The organism is Andreprevotia sp. IGB-42 (genome assembly GCF_009848685.1).
In the GTDB taxonomy this organism is placed as follows: domain Bacteria; phylum Pseudomonadota; class Gammaproteobacteria; order Burkholderiales; family Chitinibacteraceae; genus Andreprevotia.
In genome coordinates this window covers 1-16,782 of sequence record NZ_WXTX01000026.1, presented here as the reverse complement: position 1 = coordinate 16,782, position 16,782 = coordinate 1, and the positions used below count along the sequence as shown (strand labels likewise).

The 16,782-nt window shown below is 60.7% G+C and carries 15 protein-coding genes and 2 pseudogenes; 5 read left to right on the top strand and 12 right to left on the bottom strand.

What is annotated here, in order from left to right:
• From IGB42_RS21425 to IGB42_RS21400, 6 genes and pseudogenes are all read right to left on the bottom strand, one after another.
• Window positions 1-214: pseudogene (locus tag IGB42_RS21425) on the bottom strand (malate synthase A); the annotation flags it as partial.
• Between the two features lie 72 nt (window positions 215-286).
• The gene (locus tag IGB42_RS21420; protein ID WP_159675592.1) at window positions 287-1,831 is read right to left on the bottom strand and encodes an FAD/NAD(P)-binding protein; all 1,545 of its coding nucleotides are present in this window, start codon (window positions 1,829-1,831) and stop codon (window positions 287-289) included.
• A 73-nt stretch (window positions 1,832-1,904) separates the two neighbouring features.
• Window positions 1,905-3,455 carry an acyl CoA:acetate/3-ketoacid CoA transferase gene (locus IGB42_RS21415; protein WP_159675591.1) on the bottom strand — a complete coding sequence of 517 codons (1,551 nt, stop codon included), beginning with the start codon at window positions 3,453-3,455 and terminating at the stop codon, window positions 1,905-1,907.
• Window positions 3,456-3,517: 62 nt separating this feature from the next.
• On the bottom strand, window positions 3,518-3,946 hold the full coding sequence (locus tag IGB42_RS21410) for a cupin domain-containing protein (RefSeq protein WP_159675590.1): 429 nt from the start codon (window positions 3,944-3,946) through the stop codon (window positions 3,518-3,520).
• Entirely contained in the window at window positions 3,943-4,338 is a 396-nt protein-coding gene (locus tag IGB42_RS21405; RefSeq protein ID WP_159675589.1) for a hypothetical protein, read from the bottom strand. Before IGB42_RS21405 ends, IGB42_RS21410 begins: the two co-directional genes overlap by 4 nt.
• 90 nt (window positions 4,339-4,428) lie before the next feature.
• Complete coding sequence (locus IGB42_RS21400; RefSeq protein ID WP_159675588.1) at window positions 4,429-4,941, bottom strand: HPP family protein; 513 nt, start codon at window positions 4,939-4,941, stop codon at window positions 4,429-4,431.
• A 150-nt stretch (window positions 4,942-5,091) separates the two neighbouring features.
• Between IGB42_RS21400 and IGB42_RS21395 the strand changes: the two genes are divergently transcribed.
• Window positions 5,092-5,649: a TetR/AcrR family transcriptional regulator gene (locus IGB42_RS21395; protein WP_159675587.1), complete on the top strand. Its 558-nt coding sequence runs from the start codon at window positions 5,092-5,094 to the stop codon at window positions 5,647-5,649.
• Window positions 5,650-5,721: 72 nt separating this feature from the next.
• Here IGB42_RS21395 and IGB42_RS21390 read toward each other — a convergent pair whose 3' ends face one another.
• From IGB42_RS21390 to coaD, 3 genes are all read right to left on the bottom strand, one after another.
• A complete protein-coding gene (locus IGB42_RS21390; protein WP_159675586.1) occupies window positions 5,722-7,137 on the bottom strand; it encodes a 3'-5' exonuclease family protein in 1,416 nt (471 codons plus the stop codon).
• Between the two features lie 9 nt (window positions 7,138-7,146).
• On the bottom strand, window positions 7,147-8,085 hold the full coding sequence (locus tag IGB42_RS21385) for a class I SAM-dependent methyltransferase (RefSeq protein WP_159675585.1): 939 nt from the start codon (window positions 8,083-8,085) through the stop codon (window positions 7,147-7,149).
• Window positions 8,086-8,330: 245 nt separating this feature from the next.
• Window positions 8,331-8,834 (bottom strand): pantetheine-phosphate adenylyltransferase, encoded by a 504-nt coding sequence (coaD, locus tag IGB42_RS21380; protein WP_159675584.1) that lies wholly within the window; start codon window positions 8,832-8,834, stop codon window positions 8,331-8,333.
• A gap of 142 nt (window positions 8,835-8,976) precedes the next feature.
• Here coaD and IGB42_RS21375 point away from each other — a divergent pair, with 142 nt between their 5' ends.
• Entirely contained in the window at window positions 8,977-10,110 is a 1,134-nt protein-coding gene (locus tag IGB42_RS21375) for an ABC transporter substrate-binding protein (protein WP_159675583.1), read from the top strand.
• A gap of 138 nt (window positions 10,111-10,248) precedes the next feature.
• The gene (locus IGB42_RS21370) at window positions 10,249-10,602 is read left to right on the top strand and encodes a DUF4870 domain-containing protein (RefSeq protein WP_159675582.1); all 354 of its coding nucleotides are present in this window, start codon (window positions 10,249-10,251) and stop codon (window positions 10,600-10,602) included.
• Window positions 10,603-10,703: 101 nt separating this feature from the next.
• On the opposite strand, the gene dnaJ is transcribed toward IGB42_RS21370, so the two are convergent.
• The 3 genes from dnaJ to grpE form a co-directional block, all read right to left on the bottom strand.
• Entirely contained in the window at window positions 10,704-11,828 is a 1,125-nt protein-coding gene (gene dnaJ / locus IGB42_RS21365; protein ID WP_159675581.1) for a molecular chaperone DnaJ, read from the bottom strand.
• A gap of 228 nt (window positions 11,829-12,056) precedes the next feature.
• The gene (dnaK, locus tag IGB42_RS21360) at window positions 12,057-13,982 is read right to left on the bottom strand and encodes a molecular chaperone DnaK (protein ID WP_159675580.1); all 1,926 of its coding nucleotides are present in this window, start codon (window positions 13,980-13,982) and stop codon (window positions 12,057-12,059) included.
• 161 nt (window positions 13,983-14,143) lie between these two features.
• Complete coding sequence (gene grpE / locus IGB42_RS21355) at window positions 14,144-14,677, bottom strand: nucleotide exchange factor GrpE (protein WP_159675579.1); 534 nt, start codon at window positions 14,675-14,677, stop codon at window positions 14,144-14,146.
• Window positions 14,678-15,088: 411 nt separating this feature from the next.
• Between grpE and aceA the strand changes: the two genes are divergently transcribed.
• The gene (gene aceA / locus IGB42_RS21350) at window positions 15,089-16,369 is read left to right on the top strand and encodes an isocitrate lyase (RefSeq protein ID WP_159675578.1); all 1,281 of its coding nucleotides are present in this window, start codon (window positions 15,089-15,091) and stop codon (window positions 16,367-16,369) included.
• A gap of 196 nt (window positions 16,370-16,565) precedes the next feature.
• Window positions 16,566-16,782, top strand: a pseudogene (locus IGB42_RS21345) (malate synthase A); the annotation flags it as partial.

The window sequence follows — 16,782 nt, the reverse complement described above, 5'->3', positions numbered from 1 at the left end:
TGTCGCGGATAGAGCGGGTACTGGCGAGGAAATCAGGGCGCTGGCCTTCATCGAATGCCTGTTGCCACAGCGTGCGGTTGGCCAGCAGCTCATGCCGGCGGCCGGAAAATTTGCGGTGCAGCTTGGCCACGAATGCCAGCGCTTCGGGCGAGAGGATGTCGGCAAAAGCGGGGGTGATTTCGGCGTGCACTTGCACGCCTTGGGGCAGGGTCATGGATGTTTTCCGGGTAAGCGCCCCGCCAAAAGGCGGGCGCGGTATGACGATAAATGTCTGACTGGTGCGGTGCTACGCCATCGCCCGTTCGGCAACGGCATGCTGTGGGTGCTGACGGTTGCGCATGAAGTCGGCAAAGCGCGTCACGCACTGCCGCGCATGCCGTGCGTTGATGTCCAGCGCGCTGGTAAAGAAGAACGCGCCCGTAGTCAGCTCGCCCACCACACGCAGGCGGGTATTGGGCTGGCCGCTTTCGCTGAGCAACTGGTAGCTGTATGTATCCACTTGCACGCCACCGAGCTTGTGCGGCGTCATGATGCCACGCTTGATCAGGCGGCTGATCAGCTCGGAATCGAGCCCGTCTACCACGCGCGGGCTGCCGGTAGCGTTGATCAGGTAATCGTATTGATGGCTGCTGCGATCGTGCTGCTGCGTAACCACCAGCCCGCCGTATGCATCCGCTCCCACATCGAAGCTGCCGGCGCGGTACTGCAACTGGCCCGATTCCAGGTAGCCGAGGATCTTGCGGGCATTCTCCACCGGGATGGATACGCGGTACGCCATGAAGATGCTGAAATAGCGCTCGAGAAAATCATGCTTGTCATCCTCGTGCAGCGCCGCCCACAACTGATCGATGATCAGGTTGGTGGAGTACAGCACCGCCTGCCACACGCGCTCGCCCGCGGCCGCGGCGATCTCGCTGCGCAGGAAGGTGGCAAGGTCGTGCGGTGGCAGCGGCAGCTGGAATAGCCCGCCCATCTTGCTGCCGCTGATCCAGGCGATTTCGCGCTGCACCAGGTCGACCAGATCACGCAGCCTGAGTTTGCCCTTGGCGGCAACCAGCGTCTCCACTTGCTCGGCAGTCAGGTAACGGGGAACGATGCGGCCCTGCGTGCCGCGCACCGACGGAAAATAACCGCTGCGCGAATGGATGGTGATCGGGCCCTGATGACCTTGCTCGACCAGGGCAATCACCGCATCGATGCAGCTGAGACGCGCACCGACTATGCCCACTGCCGCATCATGCGGAATGCGGCTCTTCAGGCTGCTGACCGGGTATGGCGTGGCCAGTACGCGATCTGACAGCGCCTGCATGCCCTGACGCTTGGCTGGCAGCGTACCGCACAGGAAAAACACGTAATCCGCTTTCAGGAACAGGTTGCAGCCGGTTTCCACCACGCAACCATGCCCCGAGCGGAACACATCGTTCACCTCGGCCTGGATCTGGATGATGTTCACCTGCCGTGCCGCAGCCTGCTTGACCAGCGACTGGAACTGCGCCTGCAGATACAGGCCGAACAGCGGTCGCGGTGCATAGCTGTGCTCATCCAGGTGGAATGCAGGAAAGCGGTGTTGCCACAGCGGCAGGTTGGCCTTGAGCCAGTGAAAGAAATCGCCGGGCCGGTCATGGAACGGCGTGATGAAACCGGTCTTGGTATTGAGGATGTTCGAGCTCAGGTCAGGCTCGTATGCGGCGCCGGGGCCGAAAACACTGCGTTGCTCGAACAAGTAGATGGTGCGCGGCAACGCATTGTTTGCATCGACCGACTGCAGGTAGTTATACAGAAAAGAAGCGGCTGTTGAGCCGCCCCCGATGATTGCAATGACCTCGTTCACTTTAATCCACTCCCAGAGAAGATGATCCGAATGCCGGTGTTCGTCATCCGGCAGACCGGTAATCGCAGTGGCCTCAAGCCACAGCCTGATCCAGACAGAGACCGGCTTCCTGCCGGACGAAATTGGGCATCAGCAACAGGCTGTCGCTGACCAGAAATTCACAATCCATCGCTGCCATCAATTCGCTGATCGAAATGCCCGGCGCGATCTCGCGCAGCAGCAGGCGGCCGTCCACCAGCGCAAATACCGCTCGCTCGGTGATGTAGAGCACTTCCTGCCCGGATTCGGCCGATGTCCGGCCGCTGAAGGTCAGGTGGCTGACCGCGGGTACGAATTTGCGGGTACGCCCTTCGCGCAGTACCTTCAGTCCTGCGCCGGCCATCGCCACTTCCAGCCCCTGCGCGGTCAAGGTGCCGCAGAACACGATCTTGCGTGCCGACTGCGAGATGTTGACGAAGCCACCAGCCCCGTGGATGCGGTTGCCGAACTTGCTGACATTGACGTTGCCTGCGACATCCACCTCGCCAAAACCGAGGAAAGACACGTCGATGCCACCGCCGTCATAGAAATCGAACAACGCCGCCTGATCCATCACCGCCTGCGGGTTCAGCGAAGCCCCGAAAGACAGTCCTTCATCGGGGATGCCGCCAACCAGGCCGGATTCGATCGTCAGCGTGTAATCGGCAATGCCCAGCTCCCTTGCCTTGGCGCCCAGCAAGGCGGGAATGCCGATACCCAGATTGACGTTGGCGCCGCGGTGTTTTTCCAGTTCCAGCGCCGCGCGGGCCACGATGATCTGCTTGGCCAGCGGCATGTCGGTATGTACCCGCGCCGGTAACGGCGCCGCGCGCGCGGTATAGGCCGCTTCATGCTGCTTGCCGTAGGTTTGCGGATGCGCGTCCTCGGCCAGCACCACGTAGTCCACCAGAAAACCCGGAATCTTCACGTCGCTCGGGCGCATTTCGGCAGCAGCGATCAGCCGCTTGACCTGCACGATCACCGTGCCGCCGCTGTTCTTGACCGCCAGCGCCTGGGCTTGGGCATCCATGAACGAGGTTTCGTCGGCGAACGAGATATTGCCCAGCTCGTCCGCCGCAGTGCCGCGCAGCAGCGCGCAATCGACTTTCTGTGACGGGTAGAACAGCCATTGCTGGCCGTGGAACGGCAGCTTCTCCACGCGTGGCGTGCTGCCACGCGTATCGATCACGCCACCGTCGAACTGCGGGTCGATGAAGGTACCCAGCCCCACCTTGCTGAGCAGACCCGGCGCGCCGGAGGCAATGGACGAAAACAGCTTGCAGATCACGCCCTGCGGCCAGTTATGCGCTTCGATCTGGCCCTGGCGGGCCATTTTCACCAGCCCCGGGCAAAATCCCCAGAAGCCGCCGATCACCGTGCTGATCAGGCCCTTGAGCGCCAGCGCATCCACCCCCTTGCCGCGCTTGTCGCCGGCGCCGGATGCAAACAGCAGGTTCAGCCTTCTTGGCCGGCCGGTTTCCAGGTAGCGCGTACGCAGCGATTGCGTCAGGCTGTCCGGGTGGCCGCAGCAGCCGAACCCGCCAGCAATGATCCACCAGTCATCCTGGATGTACTGGGCGGCCTGGCTAGCTGTGATGATTTTCATGGGTCGATTCAAAAAAGGAGTGGCAGGGTGGCGGTGGCCGTGCGCCCCCGCCAGGGAAACCCTCAGGTGAGTTGCTTCACCGGGATATCGCGCATGGCGAGGATGGTGCAGCCCACATCGGAGCGCATTTCGTGCGTGGTACCCGGAGCGCGGATGATCAGCGAGCCGGGGCGGTACAGGATGTCGTTCTCGACGTATTCACCCTGCAGCACCAGCACCATCTCGTAACCCATGTGCAGGTGACGCGGCACGTATGCCCCCGGCTGGTAGCGGATCAATGCGGCATCCGATCCTTGAGGGTCGTCCCGGGTGTTGTCGAACAGCAGGTGAATATCGACGTTCTCGCGCAGGCCCGGCTGGTAGGGCACGAAATCGATGTCCGGCAGCTCTACATCGCCGATCTTCAGCTTCAGCACCTTGTCCTGCGGAAAATCGATGCCTTCGAAGCTGGCCAGCGCATCGCGCTCCACCGTCATTTTTTCGGCAATCATTTGTTCAACCCCTTGCGATAGCCCTGGGTCAGGCCGTTGTATCCCCACGATGTGGCATCGAGCTCGATTACCGACAGGTAGTTGGGCGCCACCGAATCACCCAGCTCGGCCTTGAGCAGCTCCCAGCCGGCACGGATCCAGTCCGCTTTCTGGGCGGCGCTATTGGTGCCGGCGGTGATCTTGATCGACAGTTCCGCCACTGGCGTTTCAGCCCGGCTGGGTTCGCTGTTGACGAACCACGTGGCCTGCTCACGACTGGTTTCGATGCTGACCACGGTCAACTGCGGATCCTTGCCCAGGATGGTGCTGGTCAGTTGCGTCAACTGCTGGGCCAAGTGGGCCAGCCGCCCGACGGCCAGCGTCTGGTTGGTCTTGAGCGTGATGATGGGCACTGCGTTCTCCTGATGACGATGTCTTGCAGAACGGGCGCGCAGCAACGCCAGGCCATGAAGGCCCGGCGGCCACGGCAAGCGGTACGGCGGCTACATCCAGTACCTGGGCCACTGCTTGCCCTGGCCCACGTTGTTGACCACCAGCGCGATCAGCACCAGCAGCACTGCGCTCACCAGTACCGGCGCAATCAGGAAGCCCCAGCTGGCCTTGCCGGCCATCAGCACCACCAGCGGATCGGCACCTGCGGGGGCGTGCAACGTGCGGGTCAGCTGCATCAGCGCAATCGCCAGCCCGACCGCCAGCCCCATCTCGAGCGGGCTGGTGCCCACGTACTTGAGGAACAGCAGCCCCACCAGGCTGGATACCAGATGCCCGCCAATCACGTTGCGCGGCTGCGCCAGCGGGGTATCGGGCGCGGCAAACAGCAGCACGCAGGTTGCGCCGAACGGCGCCATCAGCAGCGGCAGGTGCTGCAACTCGGCCAGCGTGGCCACGAGGCCGATACCCAGCGCACCACCGATCAGGCCATTGAGGATTTGCCACAGGCCAGGCCGGGCCGGCAGCGTGCCGTTGCCTCGTACCTTATTTAGGATGCGTTCCATGATCTTTCCTTATATGATTTATGTACAGACCGGTCAGTGCACCTATCGGGCACAAACACCTGTACAGACCGGTCTGTACAGTACACCGGTAGCGCACCCACGCGAAGAAAAAGTTTTTAATCAGCTAAATGTAAGTGATTGATTAAACCTATGAAAGAAAAAAGAGACATCATCCTTGATACCGCGCTGGCCCTTTTTTCCGCAGACGGCTATCACAGCGTGGGCGTGGATCTGATCAAGGATCAGGCCGGCGTATCCAAGACCACGCTGTACAAGCACTTCCCCACCAAGGAGGCGCTGATCGAGAACGTGCTGCTCAAGCGCGACGAAATGTTCCGGCATGATCTGGGGCGGGCGGTCGCTGCCCGGCAGGGCTGTATTCCACAGATCAAGGCCATCTTCGACTGGCACGACCAGTGGTTCACCCGCGGCGAATTCCACGGCTGCATGTTCATCAAGGCGTCGGAAGAATTTCCCGACAACAGCACGGATATCCGTCGCATCTCGCGCCAGCACAAGGATCATATCCGGGAGATGCTCGAAGACATCCTCCAGGCAGCACATCTGGCGGATGCAGACCTGCTGGCTGCCCACTTGCTGATCGTGCTGGAAGGCATGATCGTGAACGCCAACATGTTCTCCGATCGCAGTTGCGTGGACAGCAGCTGGCATTTCGTCTCCGAACTGCTGGAAAGCCGTATCGGCTGATGCCGGGCATGCGTTTGCCAGCGGACTGGCCGCCCGGGCGGGCTTGCGGCATTGAGCATTTCCGATGCTCAGTCAGGTCAGCAGCGTGACCTTGCCGGCCAGCCGCGTGAGTTCGCTCTTGATCAGCTTGTAGATATCGTAATCGAACGCCGGCCGGGGGGTGGCCAGCAGTTCGGGCAAATCGGCGATGTCGGCAATCGTGTCCAGATAGATCCACTGATCCAGCACGTGCAATTGCGGCGCCCAGCTGCCGCCTTCGCTCACGCCTACCGCGCCGGCATAAGGCCAGCGTGAAAAAGCATGTTTCGACAGCGCCATCAGCACGCGGGCGTTGTGCGTGGCCAATGGCTCGCGCCCGCAACATGCACCGCGGCATTTGCCCAGCGCCACGGCCAGGCAAGCGCCGCCGCCGTTGGCCGGGCGGGATTCCAGGCCCAGCAGTTGCCGGCACAAGCCTTGACCATCGGCCAGCTTGCCCAGCAGGTTGCCGGCATCGCGCTTGCTGCGCAGCGGGCCGAACAGGAAATCCGCCCCGTCCGCGCCCGGCTCGATATCGTCAAAACCACACACCTGCGGCAGCAGCACGCCCTGCTGTTCGCTCAGGCGCAGCAGGCAGGGCGCGGCATCCCGGCGCGGCTGCGGGTTGTAGCTGGGCCGCAGCGCCTTGCGCCAGCGCACTTCCAGCAACAACGCGCCCAGTTCGCCCGGTGTCTGCTCCCAATCGATACGCTGCACTTCCTTCGGCAGCTGCAGCTGTGCCGCCGTGGCCTTGCGGCCCGGGTTGCACAGCGCCAGCACGCCCTTGCGCAGGTTGCCATGCTTGCCTACCCACAGCGCCTGATTGCCGGCACCGTAAAACGCGCATACCCCGGGCGCTTCGGGCAGATCATCGATGAGGTTGGGGTCCAGCGCGGGCGGCAGGCTGGGCTGGCGGATCAGCTCGGCGATCGCCTGCTGGATGGCCTCGGCCGGGTGATCTTTTTGTGCGGCATCCAGGAAACGCTGCAGCAACACCGCATCGGTCAGCGCGCGGTGCCGCTCACCTTCCAGCACCAGGCCGTGGCGCGCTACCAGCGCATCCAGGCTGTGCTTGAATTCATTCGGGTACAGCAGGCGCGACAGCTTCACCGTGCACAGCACGTGCGCGCGGAATGGCATGCCCAGCCGCTTGAATTCATTCCTGAGAAAACCGTAATCGAAGCGTGCGTTGTGGGCAACGAATACCCGGCCCTGCAGCTTGCCCAGCACCTCGGCAGCCAATGCTGCAAATGCCGGCGCGTCTGCCACCATGGCGTCGTCAATACCGGTGAGCTGCTGGATGAACGGCGGAATGGGCCGGCCCGGGTTCACCAGGCTGGACCAGGTGCGCACGCCGTCCGCATCGATCTGTACGATACCGATTTCGGTGATGCGGTCGAGTGCGGCATTGGCGCCGGTGGTTTCCAGATCGACCAGAACCAGCGGCTCGCTGAAATACCGGTTATCCATGCTGGCCAGTCAGCCCTTCACGAAGCGGAAACACTGGTGGATGCGCTTGTTGCGGAAATCCTCCGGCACCGATTGCCCGGAGATATCGGCACACAGCGGCTCGAGCATTTCATCCAGCTTGAAACGGCGGTAGTTGGTGGAGAAATACAGCACGCCGCCGGGATTGAGCAGCTCCAGCGCTGATTCCACCAAAAAGCGGTGATCGCGCTGCACATCGAGGATGCCGGCCATTTTCTTGGAATTGGAAAACGATGGCGGGTCGAGCACGATCAGGTCGAATTTTTCCAGCTGATGGCCGGTCTGCGCAAAGAACTGGAACACGTCCGCACGGATACGCTCGTGATTGGGGGTATCGAGGCCGTTGATTTCCAGGTTGCGCCGCGCCCATTCCAGATAGGTGTTGGACATGTCCACCGATACGCTGGAGCGTGCGCCGCCCACTGCGGCATGCACGGTAAATGCTCCGGTATAGCAGAACAGGTTGAGGAAGCGCTTGCCGGCCGCCTCGGCGCGCACGGTGCGGCGCGTATTGCGGTGATCCAGAAACAGCCCGGTATCGAGATAGGCATCCAGATTGACGATGAACTTGAGGTCATCTTCTTCAACGATGAATTCTTCGCCTTCCTCGCCGGTTTTCTCGTACTGTGCGTCGCCGCGCTGGCGGTTGCGGATTTTCAGCGCCACCTGCTCTTCGGAGATACCGAGCACTTCGCCAGTGGCGAACCAGATTTCCGCCAGCCACGCTTCGTGGTCTTCCTCGGTCTGCACCCAGCCGGTACGCACTTCCTGCAGATGCACGCGGCCGTTGTACCAGTCGACGATTACCGGAAACTCCGGCACGTCGCGGTCGTACACCCGGTAGCACTGGGTATTCTGGCGGCGCGCCCACTTCGCCCAGTGTTTGGCATTCTTGGCGAGGCGGTTTTTGTAGTCTTGCAGGTTGGCCATGGGGCAGGTCTTTGAATCAAACCGCTATTTTACAGCGGCTGCCGCCCGCCAGGGGCTTTTCGGCGCACCAGGGCTGCCATGCCGGGAACGAGCGGCAGCGAGGCTCCCTCGCGACGGCGAGGGCGGGGGTGTGGAATCAAGCAGGCAGGGCCGGCGCTTCACCAGCCAATGTCATTGCGGCCCGGCTTTGCCGGGGGCTTGATGTCCGCTCGCCCGCAGCACTCCTATCCGGGTGCGAACTGGCCCTAGATTTCGGTCCCGCTGGCGCGCCACGCCAGCAAACGGCGGAAAACCGGCTCCGGCACGTATTTGCCCACCACCATTTCCCAGCCATCCGGCCCCACCAGGCCTTTGACCATGGTGGAGCTGATCTCGGCGATCTCGCGCGGCGGCATCAGGAACACGGTATCCACGTGCGGCGCCAGGTCGGCATTCACGTAGCGCATTTTGCGCTCGAACTCGTAATCCGCTGCTTCGCGGATGCCGCGCAAGATGAAATCGGCGTTCTGCTCGCGCGCGTAATCGACCAGGAAACGGTTCTGGAACGTTTCCACCCGCAGGTTGCGCAGGTGGGCAGTGGTTTCGCGCAGCATGGCCACGCGTTCTTCCACGCTGAACGTGTATTTCTTGTCCGGATTTTCACCGATTGCGACGATCATTTCGTCGAACATGCGCACGCCGTGCTCGAGCATCCATAGATGCCCGTTGGTCACCGGATCGAAACTGCCTGCATAAACGCCGCGCCGCATGGTGGCCGCCCACAACAATGGAAACGCCGCCACTATACCATTGCGCTCCAGTCAGTTTGTGCGGCGCACACGGGCCGATTTGTATGTCAGCACATGCTCATTTAAGATGCCCCGACAACACAAGATCGGGAGGAGACCCATCGTGCTGCGCCTATCCTTGCTACGACCTCTGCTCGCCTGCCTGAGCCTGACCCTCGCCACCGCCCATGCAGACATCGTGATCGGTCAATCCGTACCGACCACCGGCGTTGCCGCGAGTACCGGCAAAGCGCTGGCGCTGGGGGCTTCGCTGTATTTCGGCCGCGTCAATGCTGGCGGCGGTGTATTCGGTGAGCCGATCGACCATCAGGTACTTGATGATGGTTACGATCCCAAGCGCACCATCGCCAACACGCAGGAGCTGATCGACAAGAAAGGCGCACTGGCGCTGGTGTCCTACTATGGCACCACCAATACGCTGGACCTGATCAGATCCAAGGTGCTCGATAACGCCGGCATTCCGCTGATCGGCGTACATAGCGGCGCAGAGTCGGTACGCAATCCGGGCAGCCCGTTCATTTTCCAGACCCGCGCCGGCTACAAGCAGGAAATCGAACGCATCGTGCAATTGCTGACCAGCAATCTGGGTGTAACGCGCGTGGCGGTTGTGGCGCAGAAGGATGCCTACGGCGAATCGGGCGTGGGTGAACTGAAAGCCGCGCTGCAAAAGCGCAACCTGACCCTGCTGGGCGAATACTGGTACGACCGCAACGACGGCAATACCGTCAAGGCCGCACAGGAGGCCGCCAAGCTGAATCCCGAGGCAGTCGTGCTGGTGGCCATTTCCAAGCCAGCTGCAACCTTCATCAAGAAATTCAAGGAGCTGGGCGGCACATCGCAACTGTATGGTCTCTCTCCCATCCAGTTCGAGGACGTGATCGCCGCCGTGGGCAAGAAATACGCGCATGGCCTGGGCATCTCGCAGGTTTATCCCTACCCCGGCAACGCACAGGTGAAGTTCATCCGTGAATTCCAGCAGGACACCGACGCCGTGCTGCGCAGTGGCGAGTACCCGACCTATGCGGTGTTCGAAGGTTACCTGTCGGCCCGCCTGGCGGTGGACGCCATCAAGCGCGCCGGCAAGGCGCCAACGCGCTCGGGCGTCTACAAGGCGCTGACCGACATGAAACACTACGATCTGGGTGGCTTCATCATCAGCTTTGACGAAAAAAACCGCCTTGGCAGCAAGTATATCGACCTGACGATGGTGTCACCGACCGGCACATTGACGCGCTGACGCGCAAGCCCGTACCGCAGAAGACCGGCCCGATGGCCGGTTTTTTGTTAGCGCCATCACCCATCACTGACGGCAAATTGACCCGTACATGCGGTAGAGCCTAAGATGGCGCCATCCTATGACATTGGAAATAGAATCATGAGCGACCTGCAACCGCAGACCACCGAAGCCAGCAACAAGGAATCCAACAATATCGTGCTGCTGGTGTGGCTGGGCACCTTGTTTTTCAGCTTTGTGCCATCGTTGATCGTTTACCTGGTGAAGAAAGATGATGAGCACGTCACCGATCAAGCCAAGGAAGCACTCAACTGGTCCATCGTGTCGCTGATCGGTTACATGATCGGTGCAATGACAACCGTGATCCTGATCGGTTTCCTGATTTGGCCACTGGTCGGTATCGTGCACCTCGTTTTCTGCATTCTCGGCGCCATCAATGCCAGCAATGGCGTACGCGGCTACCGTCTGCCGTTCAATATCCGCCTGATCAAGTAAGCGGTTATCACGCTGATCGAATGCGGCCTCAGCCAATGAAAAAGGCGACCTGATGGTCGCCTTTTTCATTGCGGCTTGCCGGCATATGCCGGCACACGCATTCACGAAGCAAAGAAATCCTTCACCTTGTCCATGAAGGACTTGGCACGCGGGTTATGTTTGCCCGGCTCACCCTGGCTGATTTCCTCGAATTCCTTCAGCAGCTCTTTCTGGCGGCTGGTGAGGCTGACCGGGGTCTCCACCACCACATGGCACATCAGGTCGCCGGTAATGGCGCTGCGCACGCCCTTGATACCCTTGCTGCGCAGGCGGAATACCTGGCCAGTCTGCGTGCCGGCAGGAATCGAAATGCGCGCCTTGTTGTCCAGCGTGGGAATCTCGATCTCGCCGCCCAGCGCCGCGATGGTGATGCTGATCGGCATTTCGCAATGCAGATCGTTGCCTTCGCGCTGGAACACGCTGTGCGCCTTCAGGTGCACCACCACGTACAGATCGCCCGGTGGGCCGCCATTCACGCCCGGCTCGCCTTCGCCTGAGAGGCGGATGCGATCGCCCTCATCCACACCCGCCGGTATCTTCACCGCCAGTGTCTTGTGCGTCTGCACACGGCCAGTGCCACTGCACTTGCGGCATGGATCGGGAATGTACTTGCCCGAACCATGGCAGGTGGGGCAAGTCTGCTGGATACTGAAGAAGCCTTGCGACACCCGCACCTGGCCATGGCCACCGCAGGTATGGCAGGTCTTGGCATCCGTACCCGGCTTGGCGCCACTGCCATGGCAGACTTCGCATTCTTCGTGCGACGGGATCTTGATCTGCTTCTCGACGCCGCGTGCGGCTTCTTCCAGCGAGATTTCCATGTTGTAGCGCAAGTCGGCGCCACGATAGACGTTGGAGCGCCCACCACGCTGGCCGCCACCGCCGAAGATATCGCCAAAGATGTCGGAAAACGCGTCCGAGAACCCGCCTGCGCCCCCACCACCGCCCATGCCCGATTGCGGATCGATGCCGGCATGGCCGTACTGGTCGTAAGCAGCCCGCTTCTGGGAATCGGACAGGATCTCGTAGGCTTCCTTGATTTCCTTGAACTTGGCTTCAGCGTCCTTGCTGTCCGGATTGCGGTCCGGATGGTATTTCATCGCCAGTTTGCGATATGCCTTCTTGATATCGTCATCGCTGGCGTCTGCATTGACGCCGAGCAATTCATAAAAGTCTTTTTTTGCCATTATTCTTTACCCAAGGCCTAGCAGCATCCATCGCGAGCGGCGCTCAACGAGGCAAGCAGTGCAGAATCCGCAGTTTACATGCGTAAACCGGGATTCCGCGCACGCAGCTCCCAAACGGCGTCGCGCATTCATGCCGCGCGACAAGATGAAATGGACAGGCACTTTCATGCGAAAAGGCACAACGGCCTGCTGATGCAGACCGGCGTGCCTTTTCAGGTGCGCTGCTGATTACTTGCTGTCTTTGACTTCGGTGAACTCGGCATCAACAACGTTGCCGTCATCCTGCCTTGCTTCACTGCTGCCGCCAGCCTGCTGAGCACCGGCGTCGCCGCCTTGCTGTGCATACATCTGTTCAGCCAGCTTGTGCGATGCCTGCATCAGCACTTCGGTCTTGGCTTCGATCGCTTCCTTGTCGTCGCCCTGCACCACGGCTTCCAGATCCTTGATCGCTGCTTCGATCGCGGCCTTTTCATCGGCAGCAATCTTGTCGCCGAATTCAACCAGCGACTTTTTCACCGAGTGGATCATCGCATCACCCTGGTTGCGCGCACCGACGAGCTCGGACAACTTCTTGTCTTCCTCGGCGTTCAGCTCCGCATCCTTCACCATGCGGTTGATTTCGTCCTCGGACAGACCCGACGAAGCCTGGATGGTGATACGGCTTTCCTTGCCGCTCGCCTTGTCCTTGGCACCCACGTGCAGGATACCGTTGGCATCGATATCGAAGGTCACCTCGATCTGCGGCACGCCGCGCGGTGCGTTCGGGATATCCCCCAGGTTGAACTGGCCCAGGCTCTTGTTGGCAGCCGCCTTTTCACGCTCGCCCTGCAGCACGTGGATGGTTACCGCGCTCTGGTTGTCGTCCGCGGTGGAGAACACTTGCGATGCCTTGGTCGGAATCGTGGTGTTCTTCTGGATCAGCTTGGTCATGATGCCACCGAGCGTTTCGATACCCAGGCTCAGCGGGGTCACGTCCAGCAGCAGCACGTCCTTGCGGTCGCCCGACAGCACCGAGCCCTGGATCGCGGCACCAACGGCCACGGCTTCATCCGGGTTCACGTCACGGCGTGCTTCCTTGCCGAAGAACTCCTTCACCTTTTCCATCACCAGCGGCATGCGGGTCTGGCCACCCACCAGGATCACGTCCTGGATGTCGGTGATTTTCAGGCCGGCATCCTTCAGTGCCACGCGGCACGGCTCGATCGAGCGCTCTACCAGCTCTTCCACCAGCGACTCGAACTTGGCGCGGGTGATCTTCAGCACCAGGTGCTTCGGACCGGTCGCATCCATGGTCACGTACGGCAGGTTGATTTCGGTCTGCGTTGCCGACGACAGCTCGATCTTGGCCTTTTCAGCGGCTTCCTTCAGGCGTTGCAGTGCCATCACATCGTTCTTCAGATTGATGCCTTGCTCTTTCTGGAACTCGCCAATGATGTAGTCGATCAGGCGCTGGTCGAAGTCTTCACCGCCGAGGAAGGTGTCGCCGTTGGTGGCCAGCACCTCGAACTGCTTGTCGCCATCGACATCGGCAATTTCGATGATCGAGATGTCGAACGTACCGCCACCCAGGTCATACACGGCAATCTTGGAATCGCCCTTCTCGTGCTTATCCATGCCGAACGCGAGCGCAGCAGCAGTCGGTTCGTTGATGATGCGCTTCACGTCGAGGCCGGCAATGCGGCCGGCATCCTTGGTGGCCTGGCGCTGGCTGTCGTTGAAGTAGGCCGGCACGGTGATCACGGCTTCGGTCACTTCTTCGCCCAGGTAATCCTCGGCGGTTTTCTTCATCTTGCGCAGCACTTCGGCGCTGATCTGCGGCGGTGCCATTTTCTGGTCGCGCACCGATACCCATGCGTCGCCGTTGTCGGCCTTGACGATGCTGTACGGCATCAGATCGATGTCTTTCTGCACTTCCTTGTCGGTAAATTTGCGGCCGATCAGGCGCTTCACTGCATACAGGGTATTGCGCGGGTTGGTCACAGCCTGACGCTTGGCCGGTGCGCCCACCAGGATTTCACCATCATCCTGGTATGCAATGATCGACGGGGTAGTACGTGTGCCTTCGGCGTTTTCAATCACCTTGGGCTGACCGTTTTCAATCACGGACACGCAGGAGTTGGTGGTACCCAGGTCAATACCGATAATCTTTGCCATTTCTGATTTCCTCTTTCATTTCAGTCGCTTGCCAAGGGCAAGCGCACATTGTTCAATAACCTTGATGGGAAAGTGGGGATGTATGCACCCATTTCAAGTCGGCTGTAACACCGCCCATGCAATCAGGCCCTGCGCGGGGCTGATCAGGTTTGCCGGGGGCTCTATTTAGGGGCAGCCACGATCACCATGGCCGGGCGCAATACGCGGCCAGCCAGCGCCGAACCTTTCTGCAGGATGCGCACGACGGTATTGGCTTCCTGCTCGGAAGGCTCCATCGAAATCGCCTGATGCAGATGCGGATCGAGCTTGTCGCCCACGGCCGGTGCAATATCGGTAAGCTCGAATTTCTCGAATGCCGATACCAGTGCCTTGTGGGTGAGATCCATGCCCATCTTCAGCGCTTCGAAATTGCCGGTGTTGTCGAGCTGGGCCATCTCCAGCGCGTCCTTCACGGACAGCAGCTCGCGGGCGAATTTCTCTACCGCAAACTTGCGGGCCTTGTCGTTTTCCTCGGCAGCGCGACGGCGCACGTTTTCCATTTCGGCTTTCGCGTACAGCACATCCTGGCGGGCCTTGTCGAGCTCGGCAATCACTGCGGTCAGTTGTTCGTCCACGGCCGGCGTTGCCACGCCCTCAGCTGCGACATCCTGAAGGTCCTGAATATTTTCGTTGTCTTGCATGTTTTCGTTGCTCATGGTTTCACCTCGCAAAATCCGGGTCAGTGCGAAAAGTGGGGTTGGCAGCAGGGTTTTCAAGAGAGCAGCGCCCTCCAGCATGCAATAAGCAGCAATCAGGGCGCTTTAAACACGCATTTGCAGCAAAAAACAACACTCGGCCTGCAGTGCGCCAATCGGGCGATGCAAACATTGCCCAAGCCGGAAACGCAAATCCGGTCTAGTCTGGAAGCCGGCTTAGATCATTGAATACAAAGCCGTTTGCATCGCAGCAACGACCCAACGTCAAAATACAGGCAATCCCCAAGTTGTAGTTAAAAAAAACCAACTACAAACTGATGGTGCAACGCAAAATTTTCTGCAGCGCAACAGAAACGGCAATACACCACCACTCAAATGGCCTGAAAGCCAATATTCTTGCGGGAGAACGCCATGAGCACTCGAGAACAACGTATCGCAGCACTGGAACGCGACTGGCGCGAAAATCCACGCTGGAAAGGCATCAAGCGTACCTACTCGCCCGCAGATGTTGAAAGGCTGCGCGGCACACTACAAATCGAGCACACGCTGGCCCGCCGCGGCGCCGAGAAGCTGTGGGCACTGATGCACGATACGCCGTATGTGCATGCGCTGGGGGCGCTCACCGGCAATATGGCCATGCAGCAGGTGAAGGCAGGGCTGAAAGCCATTTACCTGTCCGGCTGGCAGGTGGCGGCAGATGCCAACATCGCCGGCGAGATGTACCCGGATCAATCGCTGTACCCGGCCAACTCGGTACCCAACGTGGTCCGCCGCATCAACAACGCTTTCCAGCGCGCCGATCAGATCCACCATGCCGAAGGCGATGACAGCATCGATTTCTATGCGCCCATCGTAGCGGATGCCGAAGCCGGTTTCGGCGGCGTGCTGAACGCGCACGAGCTGATGAAGGCGATGATCGAGGCCGGTGCCGCCGGCGTGCACTTCGAAGACCAGTTGGCATCGGTGAAGAAATGCGGCCACATGGGCGGCAAGGTGCTGGTGCCGACGCGTGAAGCGGTGGAAAAGCTGACCGCAGCCCGCCTCGCGGCCGACATCATGGGCGTACCCACCATCCTGATCGCCCGCACCGACGCGGAAGCTGCAGACCTGATCACCAGCGATGTGGACGACAACGACAAACCGTTCTGCACTGGCGAGCGTACGCCGGAAGGCTTCTTCCGTACCGTGCCGGGGCTGGAGCAGGCCATCTCGCGCGGTCTGGCCTACGCGCCGTACGCAGACCTGATCTGGTGTGAAACCGGCAAGCCGGACCTCGCCTATGCCAAGGCGTTTGCCGAGGCCATCCACGCCGAATTCCCGGACAAGATGCTGGCGTACAACTGCTCGCCCAGCTTCAACTGGAAAAAGAACCTCGACGACGCCACCATTGCCAAGTTCCAGCGCGAGCTGGGCGCCATGGGTTACAAGTTCCAGTTCATCACGCTGGCCGGTTTCCACGCGCTCAACTACGGCATGTTCAATCTGGCGCATGGCTATGCACGTAATGGCATGACCGCATTCGTGGAACTGCAGCAGGCCGAGTTTGCCGCCGCAGACAAGGGCTTTACTGCCGTGAAACACCAGCGTGAAGTGGGTACCGGATACTTCGATTCGGTTACGCAGGTGATCCAGCAAGGCCAGTCGAGCACCACCGCGCTGACCGGTTCGACCGAGGAAGAGCAATTCCACTAAGCGCCACAGCGCACAACGATTTACCTGGCGAGCGCTGCCCACAAGGCGGCGGGCGCCACCCCGCGCAAGCCGGCCCGACCACGCTCCCGGGCCGGCAACGCACCTGATCACCGCATGCAAGGCATTACTGCACCGGCCGGTTGCCGTGCAGCACGCACAACACAAGCCATCTGCTCACCCCGCCCGGAGCCCAACCATGACCGCCCTGCCCCATGGCATCCAGATCCACGGCGAATTCACACCTGAGTTCGCCGACATCCTCACCCCCGAAGCACTGGCATTCGTGGCCAGGCTGCATCGCCAGTTCAATGGCCGTCGCCAGGAATTGCTGGCCTCACGGGTACTGCGTCAGGCCGATCTCGACGCCGGCCAGCGCCCTGATTTCCTCGCCAGTACCCGCCCCATCCGCGACA

Excerpts from the sequence above, each read along its gene's own strand:
- IGB42_RS21415 (WP_159675591.1), bottom strand. The coding sequence starts at position 3,455 with ATGAAAATCATCACAGCTAGCCAGGCCGCCCAGTACATCCAGGATGAC.
- IGB42_RS21410 (WP_159675590.1), bottom strand. The coding sequence starts at position 3,946 with ATGATTGCCGAAAAAATGACGGTGGAGCGCGATGCGCTGGCCAGCTTC.
- IGB42_RS21400 (WP_159675588.1), bottom strand. The coding sequence starts at position 4,941 with ATGGAACGCATCCTAAATAAGGTACGAGGCAACGGCACGCTGCCGGCC.
- IGB42_RS21395 (WP_159675587.1), top strand. The coding sequence starts at position 5,092 with ATGAAAGAAAAAAGAGACATCATCCTTGATACCGCGCTGGCCCTTTTT.
- IGB42_RS21390 (WP_159675586.1), bottom strand. The coding sequence starts at position 7,137 with ATGGATAACCGGTATTTCAGCGAGCCGCTGGTTCTGGTCGATCTGGAA.
- IGB42_RS21385 (WP_159675585.1), bottom strand. The coding sequence starts at position 8,085 with ATGGCCAACCTGCAAGACTACAAAAACCGCCTCGCCAAGAATGCCAAA.
- coaD (WP_159675584.1), bottom strand. The coding sequence starts at position 8,834 with ATGCGGCGCGGCGTTTATGCAGGCAGTTTCGATCCGGTGACCAACGGG.
- IGB42_RS21370 (WP_159675582.1), top strand. The coding sequence starts at position 10,249 with ATGAGCGACCTGCAACCGCAGACCACCGAAGCCAGCAACAAGGAATCC.
- dnaJ (WP_159675581.1), bottom strand. The coding sequence starts at position 11,828 with ATGGCAAAAAAAGACTTTTATGAATTGCTCGGCGTCAATGCAGACGCC.
- dnaK (WP_159675580.1), bottom strand. The coding sequence starts at position 13,982 with ATGGCAAAGATTATCGGTATTGACCTGGGTACCACCAACTCCTGCGTG.
- grpE (WP_159675579.1), bottom strand. The coding sequence starts at position 14,677 with ATGAGCAACGAAAACATGCAAGACAACGAAAATATTCAGGACCTTCAG.
- aceA (WP_159675578.1), top strand. The coding sequence starts at position 15,089 with ATGAGCACTCGAGAACAACGTATCGCAGCACTGGAACGCGACTGGCGC.